General features: G+C 58.0%; 14 protein-coding genes and 1 other annotated feature. Of the genes, 7 read left to right on the top strand and 7 right to left on the bottom strand.

Features of this window, described 5'->3' with window-relative positions:
• Nucleotides 1-98: 98 nt before the first annotated feature.
• The 4 genes from urtA to atzF are packed head-to-tail and all read right to left on the bottom strand — an operon-like array spanning nucleotide 99 to nucleotide 7,522.
• Nucleotides 99-1,367, bottom strand: coding sequence for an urea ABC transporter substrate-binding protein (gene urtA, locus BY447_RS13580; protein ID WP_033784492.1), 1,269 nt, complete (start codon nucleotides 1,365-1,367; stop codon nucleotides 99-101).
• 27 nt (nucleotides 1,368-1,394) lie between these two features.
• Entirely contained in the window at nucleotides 1,395-2,096 is a 702-nt protein-coding gene (locus tag BY447_RS13585) for a GntR family transcriptional regulator (RefSeq protein WP_033781801.1), read from the bottom strand.
• 9 nt (nucleotides 2,097-2,105) lie between these two features.
• Nucleotides 2,106-5,723, bottom strand: a complete 3,618-nt coding sequence (gene uca, locus BY447_RS13590) for an urea carboxylase (RefSeq protein WP_110331332.1) — start codon at nucleotides 5,721-5,723, stop codon at nucleotides 2,106-2,108.
• 2 nt (nucleotides 5,724-5,725) lie between these two features.
• On the bottom strand, nucleotides 5,726-7,522 hold the full coding sequence (gene atzF / locus BY447_RS13595; protein WP_110331333.1) for an allophanate hydrolase: 1,797 nt from the start codon (nucleotides 7,520-7,522) through the stop codon (nucleotides 5,726-5,728).
• A gap of 271 nt (nucleotides 7,523-7,793) precedes the next feature.
• Between atzF and sltY the strand changes: the two genes are divergently transcribed.
• On the top strand, nucleotides 7,794-9,713 hold the full coding sequence (gene sltY / locus BY447_RS13600) for a murein transglycosylase (protein WP_110331334.1): 1,920 nt from the start codon (nucleotides 7,794-7,796) through the stop codon (nucleotides 9,711-9,713).
• Between the two features lie 45 nt (nucleotides 9,714-9,758).
• Nucleotides 9,759-10,079: a trp operon repressor gene (trpR, locus tag BY447_RS13605; protein WP_110331335.1), complete on the top strand. Its 321-nt coding sequence runs from the start codon at nucleotides 9,759-9,761 to the stop codon at nucleotides 10,077-10,079.
• Here trpR and yjjX read toward each other — a convergent pair whose 3' ends face one another.
• Nucleotides 10,080-10,598: an inosine/xanthosine triphosphatase gene (gene yjjX, locus BY447_RS13610; protein WP_013356706.1), complete on the bottom strand. Its 519-nt coding sequence runs from the start codon at nucleotides 10,596-10,598 to the stop codon at nucleotides 10,080-10,082. It lies immediately after the preceding gene.
• A gap of 204 nt (nucleotides 10,599-10,802) precedes the next feature.
• Here yjjX and gpmB point away from each other — a divergent pair, with 204 nt between their 5' ends.
• Nucleotides 10,803-11,450: a 2,3-diphosphoglycerate-dependent phosphoglycerate mutase GpmB gene (gene gpmB / locus BY447_RS13615; RefSeq protein ID WP_013356707.1), complete on the top strand. Its 648-nt coding sequence runs from the start codon at nucleotides 10,803-10,805 to the stop codon at nucleotides 11,448-11,450.
• A 39-nt stretch (nucleotides 11,451-11,489) separates the two neighbouring features.
• Here the strand turns inward: gpmB and robA are convergent, their stop codons facing one another.
• Entirely contained in the window at nucleotides 11,490-12,371 is an 882-nt protein-coding gene (gene robA / locus BY447_RS13620) for an MDR efflux pump AcrAB transcriptional activator RobA (RefSeq protein WP_013356708.1), read from the bottom strand.
• Between the two features lie 194 nt (nucleotides 12,372-12,565).
• On the opposite strand from robA, the gene creA reads away from it, so the two are divergent.
• On the top strand, nucleotides 12,566-13,039 hold the full coding sequence (gene creA / locus BY447_RS13625; RefSeq protein WP_033731476.1) for a protein CreA: 474 nt from the start codon (nucleotides 12,566-12,568) through the stop codon (nucleotides 13,037-13,039).
• Nucleotides 13,040-13,110: 71 nt separating this feature from the next.
• Here creA and arcA read toward each other — a convergent pair whose 3' ends face one another.
• Nucleotides 13,111-13,827: a two-component system response regulator ArcA gene (gene arcA, locus BY447_RS13630; RefSeq protein WP_010253677.1), complete on the bottom strand. Its 717-nt coding sequence runs from the start codon at nucleotides 13,825-13,827 to the stop codon at nucleotides 13,111-13,113.
• Nucleotides 13,828-14,436: 609 nt separating this feature from the next.
• Between arcA and BY447_RS13640 the strand changes: the two genes are divergently transcribed.
• From BY447_RS13640 to thrA, 3 genes are all read left to right on the top strand, one after another.
• Nucleotides 14,437-15,141: a tRNA/rRNA methyltransferase gene (locus BY447_RS13640; RefSeq protein ID WP_033781810.1), complete on the top strand. Its 705-nt coding sequence runs from the start codon at nucleotides 14,437-14,439 to the stop codon at nucleotides 15,139-15,141.
• A gap of 188 nt (nucleotides 15,142-15,329) precedes the next feature.
• The gene (gene thrL, locus BY447_RS13645; RefSeq protein WP_071822204.1) at nucleotides 15,330-15,398 is read left to right on the top strand and encodes a thr operon leader peptide; all 69 of its coding nucleotides are present in this window, start codon (nucleotides 15,330-15,332) and stop codon (nucleotides 15,396-15,398) included.
• Nucleotides 15,337-15,455, top strand: a sequence feature (Thr leader region). It overlaps the preceding gene by 62 nt.
• A 26-nt stretch (nucleotides 15,456-15,481) precedes the next feature.
• A complete protein-coding gene (thrA, locus tag BY447_RS13650) occupies nucleotides 15,482-17,944 on the top strand; it encodes a bifunctional aspartate kinase/homoserine dehydrogenase I (protein ID WP_013356711.1) in 2,463 nt (820 codons plus the stop codon).
• The last annotated feature ends 2 nt before the right edge of the window (nucleotides 17,945-17,946 follow it).

Raw genomic sequence — 17,946 nt, forward strand, 5'->3', positions numbered from 1 at the left:
AAGGAGCCTCGTTTGGCAAGGTCAGTACGGCAGCCTGAAAAGTGGCTGCCGTGCTGCCGCGTCACTGCGGGTGACGCTTTCTCATCAGCAACGCGCGCTTACTGCGCGGTCTTCACCGGGTGATCGGGCTTCTTGTCGTTACCGGCAATGTATGGGCTCCACGGCTGCGCGCGCACTGGCTTATCGGTCTGCCACACCACGCTGAACTGGCCGTTCTCTTCCACTTCGCCAATCATGACCGGCTTATGCAGATGATGGTTGGTCTGATCCATAGTCAGGGTAAAGCCATCCGGCGCTTTGAAGGTCTGACCGGCCATTGCCGCCCGCACTTTATCCACGTCCGTCGTGCCCGCTTTTTCCACCGCCTGCGCCCACATATGAATGCCAACATAGGTCGCTTCCATCGGGTCGTTGGTCACGACGGTAGCCGCGTTTGGCAGGTTGTGTGCTTTGGCGTAAGCGCGGTAATCGGCGACGAATTTCGCGTTGGTCGGATTATCGATTGACTCGAAATAGTTCCAGGCCGCTAACTGACCTACCAGCGGTTTGGTGTCGATACCGCGCAGCTCCTCTTCGCCCACCGAGAAGGCGACCACCGGAATGTCAGTGGCTTTGATGCCCTGGTTAGCCAGCTCTTTGTAGAACGGCACGTTGGAGTCGCCGTTGATGGTCGAGACCACCGCCGTTTTACCGCCTGCCGCGAATTTTTTGATGTTGGAGACAATGGTCTGATAGTCGCTGTAACCAAACGGCGTATAAACCTCTTCGATATCTTTGTCCGCCACGCCTTTGCTGTGCAGGAAGGCGCGCAGGATCTTATTGGTGGTGCGCGGATAGACATAGTCGGTGCCCAGCAGGAAGAAGCGTTTCGCGCTGCCGCCATCTTCGCTCATCAGGTACTCCACCGCCGGAATCGCCTGCTGGTTAGGTGCCGCGCCGGTGTAGAACACGTTGGGTGACATCTCTTCCCCTTCATACTGCACCGGATAGAACAGCAGGCCGTTCAGTTCTTCAAACACCGGCAGCACCGATTTGCGTGATACCGAGGTCCAGCAGCCAAATACCACCGCCGCTTTATCCTGCGTCAGCAGCTGCCGCGCTTTCTCGGCAAACAGCGGCCAGTTAGAGGCGGGATCGACCACCACCGGCTCCAGCTTTTTCCCCAGCACGCCGCCTCTGGCGTTGATCTCATCAATGGTCATCAGCGCCACATCTTTCAGCGGCGTTTCTGAAATCGCCATGGTGCCGGAGAGCGAATGCATGATCCCCACTTTGATGGTGTCAGCCGCCTGCGCACTCCAGGCGAAACCCAGACTGACAACGGTAGCGGAGAGCGCGAAAGCCTTGATCAACGAACGTCTTTTCATCATTTAAACCCCTGAGTGGTTGTTATGTTATTCGGTGAGCTGGAGCCGGGCCTGCTGCAGGCGGTGCAGGGTGATCTTCCTGACCTCCGCCTTACTGACGGCGATATGATCGGTCAGGATGCGTTGCGCCTCGCCTGTCTGCTGCTGAAAAATGGCCTGTAAAATCTGTGCATGTTCCTGATAGGTGGCGCAGACGCGGTCATCGCGGGTAAAGTCGAGCCGGCGAATAATGCGGATCTTCTCCGTGAGTTCGGCGTGAATGCGCGCCATCTCCGGATTGCCCGCTGCCGCCACCAGCGTCATGTGAAACGCCTCGTCATGCTGCGACACTACCAGGCCCTCGGTGAGCGCCTCTGCCTCACACCAGAACTGGTTAAGTTCGCTTAACAGCGCGGCACACTGCGGCGCGGGCAGGGCGCAGAGGCGTTTTACCGCCTCGCACTCCAGCACGGTGCGCAGGTCATACAGCGATTCGAACCAGGCAAAATCGAAGTTTTTGATCTGCCAGCCGCTGCGGAACCAGACTTCGACAAAGCCTTCGCGCTCCAGCCGGAACAACGCCTGGCGCACTGGCGTGCGGCTGACCGCCATCCGTCCGGCGATTTCGCTTTCGCTGAAACGATCGCCCGGCATCAGGCGAAAGGCGAAAATATCGGCCTTCAGTGCCTGATAGACCCGTTCGGCCAGCGCTTCCGGACGCGCTTTAGGGGATTGAGGTTGGGTTGTCATTGCCGCTCCTTATTCCAGCCACAGCAGGTTGTCGCCTGGACTCACCGGACGGCCCGACTGGCAGGCAATCCGCGTGACCCGACCGGCCTGCGGCGCGACAATCGCCAGCTCCATCTTCATCGCCTCGACGATAATCAGCGTCTGTCCGGCGCTGACCGCGTCGCCCGGCTGTACCAGCACTTTCCAGATGTTGCCATTGAGGTCCGCCTGCACCGCCAGCCCGGCTTCCTCCTCTGTGCTGACGCTGGCCTGCGCCTCATCCGCCGCTGGTGGGTTCTGTTCTTCCTGCGCCCAGAGCTGCACTTCCTGTTCAAAGGCGGTGGCCTGGCGCTGGCGGAACGCGGCAATTTCAGTGGCGTGATCGGCGAGGAACTGCTGGTGGGCAGCAAAATCAAACTGCGTTTCTTCAATCCGCAGGCTGGCACGACCTTCCCGGAAATCTTCGCGTAGCTGGTTCAGCTCGGTTTCACTCACCGGATAGAAGCGCACCTGATCGAAGAAGCGCAGCAGCCACGGCGCATCGGCCGCGAACTGCGGATTCTTCAGGAAGGTGTTCCAGATGGGCAGCGTGCGGCCTACCAGTTGATAACCGCCGGGCGAATCCATGCCGTAGATGCACATGTACATGCCGCCAATCCCGACGGTGCCTTCGGCGGTAAAGGTGCGTGCCGGACTGTATTTAGAACTCAGCAGGCGATGGCGTGGATCGATCGGCACGGCACAGGGCGCGCCCAGGTAGACATCGCCCAGGCCCAGCACCAGATAGCTGGCGTCGAACAGGGTGTCGCGCACCTGCTCGCGGCTGCTTAAGCCGTTAATACGCTGGATGAAGTCCACATTGTTCGGCAGCCATGGCGCGCTGGCACGCACCGTCTCCTGATAGCGGCTGACCGCACCCAGCGTGGCGCTGTCTTCAAATGCCATCGGCATCCACACCACGCGCGACGGGACTTTCAGCGTGCTGACATCGCCCAGCGTCGCTTCCAGCGCCAGCAGCAGCGACATCAGGGCGGACTGGTGAATGATACGGCTGTCGTAGCGCACCTGCAGCGATCGCACACCCGGCGACAGCTCCTCCACGCCTGGCTCCGCCTGCGCCGTCAGGGCATTCATCAGCAGGTGGACGCGCAGGCGCAGCGCCAGATCCAGCACGTTGTCGCCATACTCAATCAGCACATATTTGTCGCCCGCCTGGCGATAGACCACTTTCGGCGTGCTACCGGTAGCCTCAATGGCGGCCAGAATGGTGGCGGAGCCGTGGGCGGTTTCGGCCAGTGACGGCACGGCAAAGGTCGGTGGATGTTCCGGCCGCAGGGTTTCAATCAGGTGCATCTGCGCTTTTTCCCGCGCCAGCGCATCGTCGGCCGTAATCGGGTGGAAGCGGATGGTGTCGCCAGGTTTGACCTGGCCCACTTTCCACAGTTCGGCTTTGGCGATGGTCACCGGACAGACAAAACCGCCCAGGCTCGGGCCGTCATGTGTCAGGATCACCGGGAAGTCGCCGGTGAAATTGACCGCGCCAATGGCATATTCACAGTCGTGAACGTTGGAGGGGTGCAGGCCCGCTTCGCCGCCGTTGGCGCGGGTCCAGGTCGGTTTCGGGCCAACCAGCCGCACGCCGAGGCGATTGGAGTTGTAGTGTACCTGCCAGTCGCTGGCAAAGAACTCGTCGATGGCGGCCTGGGTGAAGAAGTCCGGTGCGCCGTGCGGGCCGTAGAGCACGCCGATGCGCCATTCGGTGCCGTAGTGCGGAATCAGCGCGGCATCGAGCGGCTGCGGGTCGCTGACGGGGGCAGGCGTGGTGCAGGCTGCCCGTTCAGGCTGTGAGATCGCCAGCATATCGGCCACCCGCAGGGTGCGTCCGGCATGACCGCCAAACTGGCCCAGTGAGAAGGTGCTGCGACTGCCCAGATACTCCGGCACGTCGAAGCCGTTGCGTACCGCCAGATAGCTGCGGCAGCCCTGCCGGGCGCGTCCCAGTGCCAAAGTCTGTCCGGCTTTCACCGTCAGCGGCTGCCAGTAGCTGACCGGTTCACCATCAAGCCGGGCGTCGCAGTCCGCGCCGGTCAGCGCCAGAATGGCATCACAGTGGAAACGCAGCGTCGGCCCCTGCAAAGTAAACTCCAGGCCTGCAGCCGTGTCATGGTTACCGACGATGCGGTTAGCCAGCCGGAACGCGAAGTCATCCATCGGGCCGGATGGCGGCACACCGATATCCCAGTAGCCGAGGCGGCCAGGATAGTCCTGAACCGAACTGAAGGTGCCGGGCTGCAGTACCTCCACCACGGAGGCGGCAGGGACGACGCTGTCGAGATAGCGCGTCCAGACGTTGCCAGTGTGAAAGGCGTCGCTGGTGGTAATCTGGCGCAGATAGTCGAGGTTAGTGGCGATGCCATGCAGCTGCGTGGCATCCAGCTCCTGATGCAGTTTTTCCAGCGCCGCATCGCGGGTGTCGGCATGGACAATCAGCTTGGCGATCATCGGATCGTAGAAGCTGGAGACCTCACTGCCGGTTTCGATGCCGCTGTCGACCCGCACGCCGTCAGGGAAGGTGACGCCGGTAAGCAGGCCAGGGCTGGGCTGAAAGTTCTTCAGCGGATCTTCCGCGTAAAGCCGCACCTCAATGGCCGCGCCCTTGGGTGGCTGCTGCAGACGTGACCAGTCCACCGCATCGCCTGCCGCTACCTGCAACATGCACTCCACCAGATCGAGTCCGGTGACGCATTCGGTGACCGGATGCTCCACCTGCAGACGGGTGTTCACTTCCAGAAAGTAAAAGGCCTGCTGGCTGACGTCGTAGATATACTCCACAGTGCCTGCGCTGCGGTAGTTGACCAGCTCACCCAGCCGTACCGCTGAGGCGAGCAGGGCGTCACGCGTCGCCTGCGACAGCCCGGGTGCAGGCGTCTCTTCTACCACCTTCTGATTGCGGCGCTGCAGGGAGCAGTCGCGTTCCCCCAGTGCCACCACGTTGCCCTTGCCGTCACCAAAAATCTGCACTTCAACGTGGCGGGCGCGATCGATACAGCGCTCCAGAAACACGCCGGCATCACTGAAGAACTGTTCGCCCAGACGGCGTACGCTCTCCCAGGCGCTGGCGAGCGCATCGGCATCGGCGCAGCGCGTCAGGCCAATGCCGCCGCCGCCCGCCGTGCTTTTCAGCATCACCGGATAGCCAATGTCATCGGCAGCTTGTAACGCCTCCTCCAGCGAAGCAAGCAGCGGTGTGCCTGGCGTCATCGGGACACCCGCGCTGGCAGCCAGCTCACGGGCGCGGTGTTTCAGACCGAACTCACCAATCTGCTGCGCGGTGGGGCCGACAAAGGCGATGCCCGCCGCGTCGCAGGCGTCAGCAAACGGCTGGCTTTCAGAAAGAAAACCGTAGCCCGGCCAGATCGCCTGCGCGCCGCTCTGCTGCGCCGCCGCCAGAATTTTGTCGATGCGCAGATAGCTGTCGCTGGCTTTGTCGCCGCCCAGCGCGATAGCGATATCCGCCTGCTTAACGTGCTGCGCATTGCGATCGGCGTCAGAGTAAACTGCGACGCTTTTCACGCCCAGGCGCTTCAGGGTGCGAATGGCGCGGCAGGCAATCTCGCCGCGGTTGGCAATCAGTACGGTGGTGAACATGATCAGTGACTCCCCTGTGAGGCCAGCCAGTTGCGCCAGCCGCCCGTCTCAGTAATTTCCAGCGCGCTCTTCAGCGCCGAGCCTTCGCAGATAAAGCCTTTCACCACCCGGCCATCAGCCAGCGTCAGGCTGCCGATACCCAGCGGTGCGGGGATCTCCGCCACAAACTCGCCAAAACGCGCGACCGGGATATCCCACAGTTCAACGGTGATCGCAGCGCCCTGTTCGTCACGCATCAGGCCGGGCTTTTTGATCGCGCCCTCCAGCAGGGCGAACAGGCGATAGTGTGGCGCGGTCTGCGTCTCTTCGACCCAGACGGCCTTGCGTTCAGTGAGCTGGAAATTAAGCGGCATGCCGGTCAGATGTGCGCCCACGACCGCCAGCCTGACGTGGTCGGGCGAGGCGGGCAGTGAAGTGCGCCGGGCCGGGAAGGGCTGGCCGGTGGCGCCCAGCGGCAGAGCGAGCTGCTGCTGCCAGCGAAGACCAAACTCCGCCAGCGCCCGATCGTGCCAGGCAGGCGCAATCAGCGTGATACCCGCCGGGAGATCGTCGTTGCGGAACGGGCCGGGCAGCGCCAGTGCAGAGAGGTCGGCAAGATTGGTGAAGTTGGTATAGGTGCCGAAATGCGAGTTGTAGAGAATCGGCTCCTGCTTCATCTCCTCCAGGGTGTGGATGGTGGGCGAGGTGGGCACCACCAGCGCGTCGAACTGTGCCAGCGTCTGCTGGATCTGGCGCGTCAGCTCCGCCCGCAGATATTCCGCCTTATAAGCATCGACCGCACTGTATTTCAGGCCGCTGGCGACGATCTCATGCACCACCGGGTCCATCTCCGCCGGACGATCAAGCATCCCGCCCACCGCCGCCGTGCGTTCGGCGACCCAGGCACCGTAATAAAGCTGTTCAGCCAGCTTGCTGAATGGGGTGAAGTCGATGGGGTGCAGCGTTGCGCCGCCCGTCTGTAATGCCTCCAGCGCCTGATCCCAGGCTGCTTCGGCCGCCGCATCATCAAAAAATTCCGGGTTCAAAGGTATAGCAAAATGAGGATGAACGGGCAGGCTGGCCGGGGCGGTGCGCGGATTCACGCGCGAATAGGCGTCACCGGCATCATAGCCTCCCATGATACTGGCGACATGAAAGGCATCTTCTGCCGTCAGCGCAAACACCGAAATAGTGTCGTTGAGGCGACAGGCGGGCACCACGCCACGCGCAGAGAACCAGCCCTTGGTTGGCTTGAGTCCGACTATATTGTTAAAGCCTGCCGGCACGCGACCCGAACCGGCGGTATCGGTGCCCAGCGAAAAGGCAACCAGCCCGCGCGCCAGCACGGATGCCGAACCGGAGCTGGAGCCGCCACTGACATAATCAGCATCAAAGGTGTTGCTGACCGCGCCATAAGGCGAACGGGTGCCCACCAGACCGGTCGCGAACTGATCGAGGTTGGTTTTGCCGATGACGACGGCACCAGCGGCTTTCAGCCGGGCGACGGCGACCGCGTCTTCGCTGGCGGTATAGGTAAAGGCAGGGCAGGCGGCGCTGGTCGGCCAGCCCGCCACATCGATATTGTCTTTGACCGCAAAGGGCACACCAAACAGCGGCAGTGAGCCGGGATCGCGCTGATAATCGGCCAGCAGTGGCGCAATCTGTGCCGCTAACTGATCCGGTGTCGCGAGGTAGATCCAGGCATTATCACGGGTGTCGAGTGCTGCCAGGTGTTCAGTCAGCAGTGAGGTTATCTGTTGCGGAGCCTGCTGATAGCGCTGCTGCCAGGCAGGAAGTGTCAGGCCGATGGTTGAAGTCATATGAAGAATTCCAGCTGGTATACAAGATGGGATTCAACAGAGCAAAGGGTGTGCCACTTTTTTAACGCAATGATTCAACAGTTTAATGCGTTCAGTGATAAGATTTTCTGATGATAATTTGCACAATGACGGCGCGCACGCTGATCGATGACGGTGCGTTTAGTGTCCGTGTGCGTAAATTTTGTGAAGAACATGGCAAGAGTCCGGTGGCCCGGTTAGCATGAAAGACTGTCTGGCAACTCGCCGGCGCCCAGCAACAGAGGAGATTTACGTGGTGAAGTGGCGTAACTGGATGATAGGGATCTGCCTGGTCGGTTCGGCCAGCAGCGCATGGGCCGATTCGCTGGATCAACAACGGCAACGTTATCAACAAATTAAACAGGCCTGGGACAGCAACCAGATGGCGACCGTGGATCAGCTGTTGCCGACGCTCCAGGATTATCCGCTCTACCCTTATCTGCAATATCGCCTGCTGGCACAGGATCTCGATCAGGAAACCGCCCTGGCCGTGCAGAACTTTATTCGCCAGTATCCGACCCTGCCACCCGCGCGCTCGCTCAGTACCCGCTTTATTAATGTGCTGGCTTACCGTCAGGACTGGCAGGGCGTGCTGAATTTCAGTCCGACCGAACCGAAGCCGGTGCAGGCACGCTGTAACTGGTATTACGCCAAATGGGCCACCGGTCAGCAGCAGGCCGCGTTTGATGGTGCGAAGCAGATCTGGCTGCGTGGCACGGCGCTGCCCGCGGACTGCGATAAGCTCTTCTCGGTATGGCAGGCGTCCGGTCAGGTTTCGCCGATTACCATCCTGGAACGTATCCGGCTGGCGATGAAAGCGGGCAACGACAGCCTGGTGAGTTATCTGGCGAAGACGTTACCTGCTGACTATCAGACCATGTCTGACGCGATACAGTCCCTGCAGCAGGATCCGTTAACGGTCAGCACCTTTGCCAGCGCCGTCGGGCCAACCGACTTCACCCGTCAGGCCACGATTTACGCCTTTACGCGCGTGGCGCGGCAGGACATGGAAAATGCCCGCAGCCTGATTCCGATTCTGGTCCGGGCACAGAAGATGGGGCCGGAAGATGAGCAGGCGCTGAAGGAGATTGTGGTCTGGCGCATGATGGGCAGCGATCTCACTTCTGAGCAGGCGCGCTGGCGCGATGCGGTGGTGATGAACAGTGAGTCGACCGCGCTGGTGGAACGCCGGGTGCGCCTGGCGCTTTCTCAGCATGACAGACGCGGCCTGAATACCTGGATCGCCCGTCTGCCGCTGGAAGCCAAAGAGAAAGATGAGTGGCAGTACTGGCAGGCTGACCTGCTGTTTGAAAAAGATCGTAAAGAGGAAGCAGAAGAGATCCTGCGCAAGCTGATGCAGGCACGTGGCTTCTATCCGATGGTGGCCGCCCAGCGGCTCGGTGTTGACTACCCGTTGCAGGTCGATGAAGCGCCGAAGCCTGACAGTGCCACGGTGCAGGGACCGGAGCTGGCCCGCGTGCGCGAACTGATGTACTGGGGGCTGGATAATCTGGCACGCAGCGAGTGGAGCAATCTGATTGCCAGCCGCACCCACACGCAGCAGCAGATGCTGGCGCGTTACGCCAATGAGCAGGACTGGTGGGATCTCAGCGTGCAGGCGACCATCACCGCCAAAATGTGGGACAGTCTGAAAGAGCGCTTCCCGCTGGCATGGCAGAGCGTCTATGAGCGTAACACTGAGGTCAAACAGATCCCGCCAAGCTATGCGATGGCGATTTCGCGCCAGGAGAGCGCCTGGAACCCGAAAGCGCGTTCGCCGGTCGGAGCCAGCGGTCTGATGCAGATTATGCCTGCCACCGCGGCGCATACCGTGAAGATGTACAACATTCCTGGCTACAGCAATACCAGCCAGCTGCTGGATCCGGAAACCAATATCCAGATCGGCACGCAGTATCTGGAATATGTCTATCAGCAGTTTAACCAGAACCGGATCTTCGCCTCTGCGGCCTATAATGCCGGTCCGGGCCGGGTGCGAAGCTGGCAGAAAACCAGTGCAGGCAATCTCGACGCCGTCGCGTTTATTGAGACCATTCCGTTCTCTGAAACGCGCGGCTACGTGAAGAATGTGCTGGCGTATGACGCCTACTATCGTCACTTCATGGGCAAGCCTGACAGGATCCTGTCAGATGCTGAGTGGAATCGCCGTTACTAGCTGTGCTAAGCTTCCGTACTCTTTAGCGAGTACGGAAGCCTTTTCATGACCCATTCTGATTCCCTCTCTACCGATGCGCATCCGCCAGAAGATAGCTGGCAACGCTTTGTCGTGCTGATGCAGCAGGCCTTTGCCGATGGTCATGCATTGCCACTGATGCAACTGATGATGACGCCTGATGAGCGGGAAGCATTCGGCACCCGACTGCGGATTATCGAAGAGTTGATGAACGGCGAAATGAGCCAGCGTGAGCTGAAAAATGAGCTCGGCGTCGGCATCGCGACCATTACCCGCGGCTCAAACAGCCTGAAAGAGGCGCCGCCAGAGCTGAAACGCTGGCTGGAAGCGCATCTGGGACGCGTCTGATTACTGCTGATAGAGCGGATGGACGAACGGGCAGAGTGCCAGAATCAGCGCCTGATGATAGACACTGGAGCGACTGAGCAGGCCGTTCGTGAACGCCCCGATAGCACCACCCTGGTGTTTGATATTGTCGATGCCGGTTAACCGCGCCATCTCTTCGCCCAGCTCCCGGCCTTCGCGCAGGCCTGCCAGCACGACTGGCGGCAGGGTAAAACTGGCTGAGCGCGATTCGCCGCGCTGCTTCTGGTTTTCCACGACCATCCAGGCAAATGCGGTGTCATCTTCGATGCCTGCCTCAATCGCCACCCAGAACGCCGCTTCAGGCCGGACCTGGCGGGCATTCATGACGCGCTGACGTGCGCCTGTTCGCGTTTCCAGATGGGTTAACGGTTGTGCTGCTACGCCGCTATCGACCTCGACCCCTTCAATATGGCAGGATCCCTCGCCGAAAACGTCGCTGAAAGCCTGAGCAATCGCGTGAATCTTCGCTGGGTTGGTTGTGGCTGCGACAACATGGTACATAATTGGTTGAACCCTCAGGTGATTAAGAGCCTGGCCCATCAGGCAATTTTACGGGCTGGTCTGAACCTGAGCAGTGCCACGATCCTCGCGTACTCCGTGTACGCCGGGTTATTCCGCACGCTCCGTGTCCAGACTGCCTGCAACAATGACGCCTGATGGGGCAGGCTCTGAGACGATTTTTGTCGCAGTATAACGGAAACTAACATGCTACAGGTCTATCTTGTTCGTCACGGTGAAACGGTATGGAATGCGGAACGCCGCATTCAGGGGCAATCCGACAGTCCGCTGACGGAAAAAGGTGAGCAGCAGGCTTACCAGGTGGGTGAGCGCGTCAAACATCTGGGCATCACGCACGTGATTGCCAGCGATCTGGGGCGTACGCGCCGCACCGCGGAGATTATTGCGGATGCCTGCGGATGCACAGTGACGCTGGATCCGCGGCTGCGTGAGCTGAATATGGGCGTGCTGGAGAAGCGTCCGCTGGATGGCTTAACGGCGGAGGAAGAGCAGTGGCGCGCCACGCTGGTCAACGGCACCGAAGGCGGCCGCATTCCAGAAGGCGAGTCGATGACGGAGATGGCGACCCGCATGCACGCCGCGCTGAATGCCTGCCTTGAACTGCCTGCCGGAAGCCGTCCGCTGCTGGTCAGTCACGGTATGGCGCTGGGATCGCTGGTCAGCACGATTCTCGGTCTGCCCGCGTATGCAGAACGTCGCCTGCGACTGCGTAACTGCTCAATCTCACGTGTCGATTATCAGCAGAGTGCCTGGCTGGCAGAAGGGTGGATTGTGGAGACGGCGGGAGATATTTCCCATCTTGACGCGCCTGCGCTCGACGAGCTGCAACGCTGATGTCGTGAAAGCTGCCGTCCTGAGACGGCAGCCCTGACCTTAGCTGGCGACGGTCTGGCGGCGAATCGGAATCAGGTATTCGCACCGGATCTCAGTCGGTGGCTCGCTACGCTTTTTACCGCCATGAGTATAAAAGCGTTCGATATCCTGTCCCTGACGACGGGTCAGTCCCAGCGTTGGCATGCAGGTGCCGTAAAGCAGCAGGATAAATTCCTGCAGATTGACGCGCGGGCCATTGTAGGTGAACTGCACGTAATCGCCCGCTTCCAGAATAACACTTTGTCCGGAGTGCAGGTTGACTGCGCTGTCAGCAGGCACCGCCGTGGTGTAGAGAATCTCCTGCTCATCATCTTTGTCCTGGCTGGCACGCACCTGATGCAGGCCATACAGCACCGGCGGCACCGTGTCCGTTTCCAGCAGGAACTGCTTCCAGAAGTGAATCCGCATCTCATCGCGATAGCTTGAGATCTGCTCCAGAATACAGGTGTAGTTCTGGGTTTGTCCCACCAGTACCGTTTCCGGCAGGGTAACGAAAGCCGGTTCCGGCTGCGTCTCATCGTCCAGGCGAATCGGGGGACGAATACCGAATGAGTTCCAGTCGGAAGAGCGACGATACCAGGCCGGTGTCTGAGCAAACTGCTTTTTGAATGCGCGAGTAAAAGTTTGCTGTGAATCAAAACGATACTGCAGGGCGATGTCCAGAATCGGGCGACTGGTCAGGCGCAGCGCGACAGCAGCTTTCGACAGACGACGCGCACGGATATAGGCACCTATTGCGTGACCGGTTACGTCCTTGAACATCCTTTGTAAATGCCATTTAGAGTAACCGGCTTTCTGGGCAACATTGTCCAGTGAAAGGGGTTGATCCAGATGGCTCTCCAGCCAGACAAGCAAATCGCGAATGATACCGGCTTGGTCCATAAAACATCCTCATACTCTGGTGGTGCAGCTAAACGCATTCGAAGAATATTAGCACTCATTGCTCAAAAGACGTGGGCCGTTTTCCGGGGAAGGTTGTGCTAAATCAGTACGGGCTTAAACCCGTTTTGGTTTGGTCATTAGTTCGATTAACAGTACATTACATTCTCATCTATTCCATTTGCAATGGTAACTCCATGACAATAACGCGTCTTATGATCGCTGCGCTGACCACGCTCACCTTTTCCAGCCCGCTGCTTGCCGAACAGATTGGCTCTGTTGATACGGTATTCAAGATATTCGGGCCTGACCACAAGATCATTGTTGAAGCATTCGATGACCCGGATGTTAAAAATGTAACCTGTTATATCAGCCGGGCGAAGACCGGCGGTATCAAAGGCGGACTGGGGCTGGCAGAAGATACCTCTGATGCCGCGATTTCCTGTCAGCAGGTGGGGCCGGTCGAACTGAGTGATAAAATTGCGCAGGGCAAAGCGGAGGGCGAAGTGGTCTTCCGTCAGCGCACCTCTTTAATCTTCAAGAAGCTGCAGGTTGTACGCTTCTTCGACAAAAAGCGCAACGCTCTGGTCTATCTGACCTACTCCGATAAAGTGGTCGATGGTTCACCGAAAAATGCGCTCAGCGCCGTGCCGATTATGCCGTGGCACTGATTAAACTACGGTATTGAGCATAAAAAAAACGCCCGCAGGGGCGTTTTTTATTTATCGCATCTGACAGCGGATTAATCCTGTAGATCGCCACAGAAGCGATAACCTTCACCATGGATGGTGGCGATGATCTCAGGCGTGTCCGGCGTGGATTCGAAATGCTTGCGGATACGACGGATGGTGACATCAACGGTGCGATCGTGCGGCTTAAGGTCGCGGCCGGTCATTTTTTTCAGCAGGTCGGCACGGGTCTGAATTTTGCCTGGATTTTCGCAGAAGTGCAGCATGGCACGGAACTCACTGCGTGGCAATTTGTAGTGCTCGCCGTTCGGGTTGATCAGTGAGCGGCTGTTAATATCCAGCTCCCAACCGTTAAATTTATAACTCTCTACCTGACGGCGCTCTTCGCCTGGCATCGCCAGGTTCATGGTGCGCGACAGCAGGTTGCGGGCACGAATGGTCAGCTCACGCGGATTAAACGGTTTGGTGATGTAGTCATCAGCGCCAATTTCCAGACCAAGAATTTTATCGACTTCGTTGTCACGGCCGGTCAGGAACATCAGGGCGACATTGGCCTGCTCACGCAGTTCACGGGCCAGCAGCAGGCCGTTTTTACCGGGCAGGTTGATGTCCATAATAACCAGGTTAACGTCATTGTCGGTCAGCACCTGATGCATTTCAGCACCATCAGTCGCCTCGTACACCACATAACCTTCCGCCTCAAAAATGCTTTTGAGGGTATTACGCGTGACCAGTTCGTCTTCAACGATAAGAATGTGCGGGGTCTGCATGTTTAGCTACCTAAAATTTGCCAACAAATTGAAAACAGGGCGTACAGCGGTATGGCGTTCTCCATCATCGAGAGCGGCGGGCCGCGCTGAACCGTTGTACGAAATCATATTTTGATAAGCCATCTATCAACGTCAACAACAGGTTTAGCTCAGCCAGTCAGGATGAAAATTGCATGCCCCGGGCGTTAATGATAATGGCGCATATCCTAACTGTATTAACAGCAACCTAACAGCACCAACTACAACCGATAAGCATAAAAACAACGCTTCGTTGACTTATATCAAATGCAATTGTAGCACGTTAACACTTTTGTGAAAAACTTCTCGCAGATTGCCTGTTTAGCTCACAAAAAGCATCATTTTCGTTACATTTATTACGCTTGTGACCCAAAATGAAACCAGTGAGTAATCACATTCTATCTCTTTGAAGTTAAATAGATTAATAATGCTTTCTTTAATAAGGCTGCTTTCGGCGATAAAAATATTCAGGACATCACTTTTCACTGGTTTTAACATTGTTAACATCCGATTTTCTTATTACCTTCTGACAACTGAATCATTAATAGCCATGTTAATATGGCGTTATGTAAATGGACCAATGGAATAAATATGCTTTTTCCCCTGATTCTCGTCTCGCCCGCGCGGCCAGAAAATATCGGCGCTGCGGCGCGTGCCATGAAAACCATGGGATTCAGCCAGCTGCGCATCGTTGCCAGCGACGCCTGGCAGGATCCGGCAGCGCGCCGGGTAGCCCATGGCGCGGGTGAGATCCTCGATAATGTTCAGACCTTTGCTACTCTTGCCGAGGCATTAGCGGATATCGATTTTTCGGTCGCGACGACGGCGCGCAGCCGGGCAAAGTTCCGTTACTACGCCACACCCGAACAGGTTGAAACGCAACTGCTGGAAAAGCGTCAGTGGGTCAACAGCATGGCGCTGGTGTTTGGCCGCGAAGATAGCGGGCTGACCAACGAGGAGCTGGAGCAGGTCGATCTGCTCACCGGCATCCCGATGGCAAATGACTATCCCTCACTGAATCTCGGTCAGGCAGTGATGGTTTACTGCTATCAGCTGTCGAAATTGAATCAGGTTGAAGCGCCGGTCGCGTCCGCCGCCGACGGGCAGCAGCTGCAGGCATTGCGTCAGCGTTTCCATCAGCTGCTGGCGCAACTCGACGTCAGTGATGATGAGAAACTCTCAGACTGGATCGATCAGCGGGTGGGTCTGCTGGAACAGCGTGACAGCGCGATGCTGCATCGTCTGCTGCACGATATTGAAAAAAAACTCACAGATAAATCCTCGGCAAAAAGCTGATTTTACAGCAACAGATCGCAGGGAATGTCTGCATTACAAACGATCGAGCAGCGTTTTACGGTTTGACCGGAGGCTGTGCGCAGTGGTGGAAAACTGTCCGCTGGACAAATCGGGTTGACTTAATGTGCGCTTTGCTTTACTTCTGGAAGCAAGACGGACAGACAAAAACAGACAGAAAATAAATCTAAATGCGTAAAATCAGCCTGAACACCACAATTATTACCACCACCATTACCTCAGGTAACGGTGCGGGCTGACGCATACAGGAAAAACAGAAAACAAGCCCGCACCTAAACAGTGCGGGCTTTTTTTTCGGCTTAAATTCAGGAGAGTTAATATTATGCGAGTGCTGAAATTCGGCGGGACCTCGGTAGCGAATGCGGAGCGTTTCCTTCGCGTCGCTGACATTCTGGAAAGCAATGCGCAACAAGGACAGGTTGCAACCGTGCTCTCTGCACCTGCGAAGATCACCAACCATCTGGTGGCGATGATTGAAAAAACCATCAGTGGTCAGGACGCTTTGCCGAATATCAGCGACGCCGAACGCATCTTCAGCGAGCTGCTGCAGGGGCTCGCAGCCGCGCAGCCGGGCTTTGAGTTCGATCGACTGAAAACCCGTGTAGATCTGGAGTTTGCGCAGCTGAAGCAGGTACTGCACGGCATCAGCCTGCTGGGCCAGTGCCCGGACAGCGTCAACGCAGCGATTATCTGTCGTGGTGAAAAACTCTCGATTGCAATCATGGAAGCGCTGCTGCAGGCGCGCGGTCATGAGGTGAGCGTGATTGATCCGGTCGAGAAATTGCTGGCGGTCGGCCACTACCTCGAATCCACGGTCGATATCCCTGAGTCAACCCGCCGTATTGAAGCGAGCCAAATCCCGCCGCAGAACATGATCCTGATGGCTGGCTTTACCGCCGGTAACGAGCGCGGCGAGCTGGTAGTGCTGGGCCGCAATGGCTCAGATTATTCAGCGGCTGTACTGGCCGCCTGTCTGCGCGCCGACTGCTGTGAAATCTGGACCGATGTGGATGGCGTCTATACCTGCGATCCGCGTCAGGTGCCGGATGCACGCCTGCTGAAGTCAATGTCCTATCAGGAGGCGATGGAGCTCTCCTATTTCGGTGCCAAAGTGCTGCATCCCCGCACCATCGCGCCTATCGCCCAGTTCCAGATCCCGTGCCTGATCAAAAACACCGCCAATCCGCAGGCGCCCGGCACGCTGATTGGTGCCGAAGGCGAACAGGATGAGAGCCCGGTTAAAGGCATCACCAACCTGAATAACATGGCGATGGTCAACGTCTCCGGTCCCGGCATGAAAGGGATGGTTGGAATGGCGGCCAGAGTCTTTGCGGCGATGTCGCGTACCGGCATCTCGGTGGTGCTGATCACTCAATCCTCTTCCGAATACAGCATCAGTTTCTGCGTGCCGCAGAGCGAGCTGGCGCGGGCGCGTCACGTGCTGGAAGAAGAGTTCTATCTTGAGCTGAAAGATGGCCTGCTGGATCCGCTGGATATCATCGAAAACCTGGCGGTGATTTCAGTGGTGGGCGATGGCATGCGTACCCTGCGTGGCATCTCAGCGAAATTCTTCTCGGCGCTGGCACGCGCCAATATCAATATCGTGGCGATTGCACAGGGCTCCTCTGAGCGCTCCATCTCGGTGGTGGTAAATAATGACGAAGTGATCACCGGCGTGCGCGTGGTGCATCAGATGCTGTTCGCCACCGATCAGGTGATCGAAGTGTTTGTGGTCGGTGTCGGCGGTGTCGGCGGTGCGCTGCTGGATCAGTTACATCGCCAGCAGGCGTGGCTGAAGCAGAAGCATATTGACCTGCGGGTCTGCGGCATTGCGAACTCGCATGCGCTGTTAACAAACGTCCACGGCATCGATTTAAGCAACTGGCAGGCGGCACTCGCCGAAGCGAAAGAGCCGTTCAATCTCGGACGCCTGACCCGTCTGGTGAAAGAGTATCACCTGCTTAATCCGGTCATTGTGGATTGTACCTCCAGCCAGGCCGTTGCCGATCAGTACGCGGATTTCCTCAGCGAGGGCTTCCACGTGGTAACGCCGAACAAAAAGGCCAACACCTCCTCCTGGAATTACTATCAGCAGATGCGCGCCGCCGCCGCCAAATCGCGTCGTAAATTCCTTTATGATACCAACGTCGGGGCCGGGCTGCCGGTGATCGAAAACCTGCAGAACCTGATGAACGCGGGTGATGAACTGCTGCGCTTCTCCGGTATCCTTTCGGGATCGCTGTCGTTCATCTTCGGCAAGCTGGATGAAGGGGTTTCGCTGTCGCAGGCAACGAACATGGCGCGTGAGATGGGCTTTACCGAGCCCGATCCACGTGACGATCTCGCTGGCACTGATGTGGCGCGTAAGCTGCTGATTCTGGCACGCGAAGCAGGCCATCAGCTGGAGCTGAGTGATATTGAGATTGAGCCGCTGCTGCCCGCCAGCCTGGTCGACATTCAGGATGTGGAGCAGTTTATGCAGCGTCTGCCTGAGCTGGATAACGCCTTTGCCGACCGCGTTGCACAGGCGCAGAATGAGGGCAAAGTCCTGCGCTACGTGGGCGTGATTGAAGAGGGCGGTGTCTGCAAAGTGAAGGTCGACGCCGTTGACGGCAACGATCCGCTCTATAAAGTGAAAAATGGCGAGAACGCGCTGGCGTTTTACAGCCGCTACTATCAGCCGATTCCGCTGGTGCTGCGCGGATACGGTGCAGGAAATGATGTCACAGCGGCCGGTGTCTTTGCCGATCTGCTGCGCACGCTGTCATGGAAGTTGGGAGTTTAATC

The organism is Pantoea sp. JKS000250, assembly GCF_003201065.1.
GTDB lineage: Bacteria > Pseudomonadota > Gammaproteobacteria > Enterobacterales > Enterobacteriaceae > Pantoea > Pantoea vagans.

Excerpts from the sequence above, each read along its gene's own strand:
- urtA (WP_033784492.1), bottom strand. The coding sequence starts at position 1,367 with ATGAAAAGACGTTCGTTGATCAAGGCTTTCGCGCTCTCCGCTACCGTT.
- BY447_RS13585 (WP_033781801.1), bottom strand. The coding sequence starts at position 2,096 with ATGACAACCCAACCTCAATCCCCTAAAGCGCGTCCGGAAGCGCTGGCC.
- uca (WP_110331332.1), bottom strand. The coding sequence starts at position 5,723 with ATGTTCACCACCGTACTGATTGCCAACCGCGGCGAGATTGCCTGCCGC.
- atzF (WP_110331333.1), bottom strand. The coding sequence starts at position 7,522 with ATGACTTCAACCATCGGCCTGACACTTCCTGCCTGGCAGCAGCGCTAT.
- trpR (WP_110331335.1), top strand. The coding sequence starts at position 9,759 with ATGACCCATTCTGATTCCCTCTCTACCGATGCGCATCCGCCAGAAGAT.
- yjjX (WP_013356706.1), bottom strand. The coding sequence starts at position 10,598 with ATGTACCATGTTGTCGCAGCCACAACCAACCCAGCGAAGATTCACGCG.
- gpmB (WP_013356707.1), top strand. The coding sequence starts at position 10,803 with ATGCTACAGGTCTATCTTGTTCGTCACGGTGAAACGGTATGGAATGCG.
- robA (WP_013356708.1), bottom strand. The coding sequence starts at position 12,371 with ATGGACCAAGCCGGTATCATTCGCGATTTGCTTGTCTGGCTGGAGAGC.
- creA (WP_033731476.1), top strand. The coding sequence starts at position 12,566 with ATGACAATAACGCGTCTTATGATCGCTGCGCTGACCACGCTCACCTTT.
- arcA (WP_010253677.1), bottom strand. The coding sequence starts at position 13,827 with ATGCAGACCCCGCACATTCTTATCGTTGAAGACGAACTGGTCACGCGT.
- BY447_RS13640 (WP_033781810.1), top strand. The coding sequence starts at position 14,437 with ATGCTTTTTCCCCTGATTCTCGTCTCGCCCGCGCGGCCAGAAAATATC.
- thrA (WP_013356711.1), top strand. The coding sequence starts at position 15,482 with ATGCGAGTGCTGAAATTCGGCGGGACCTCGGTAGCGAATGCGGAGCGT.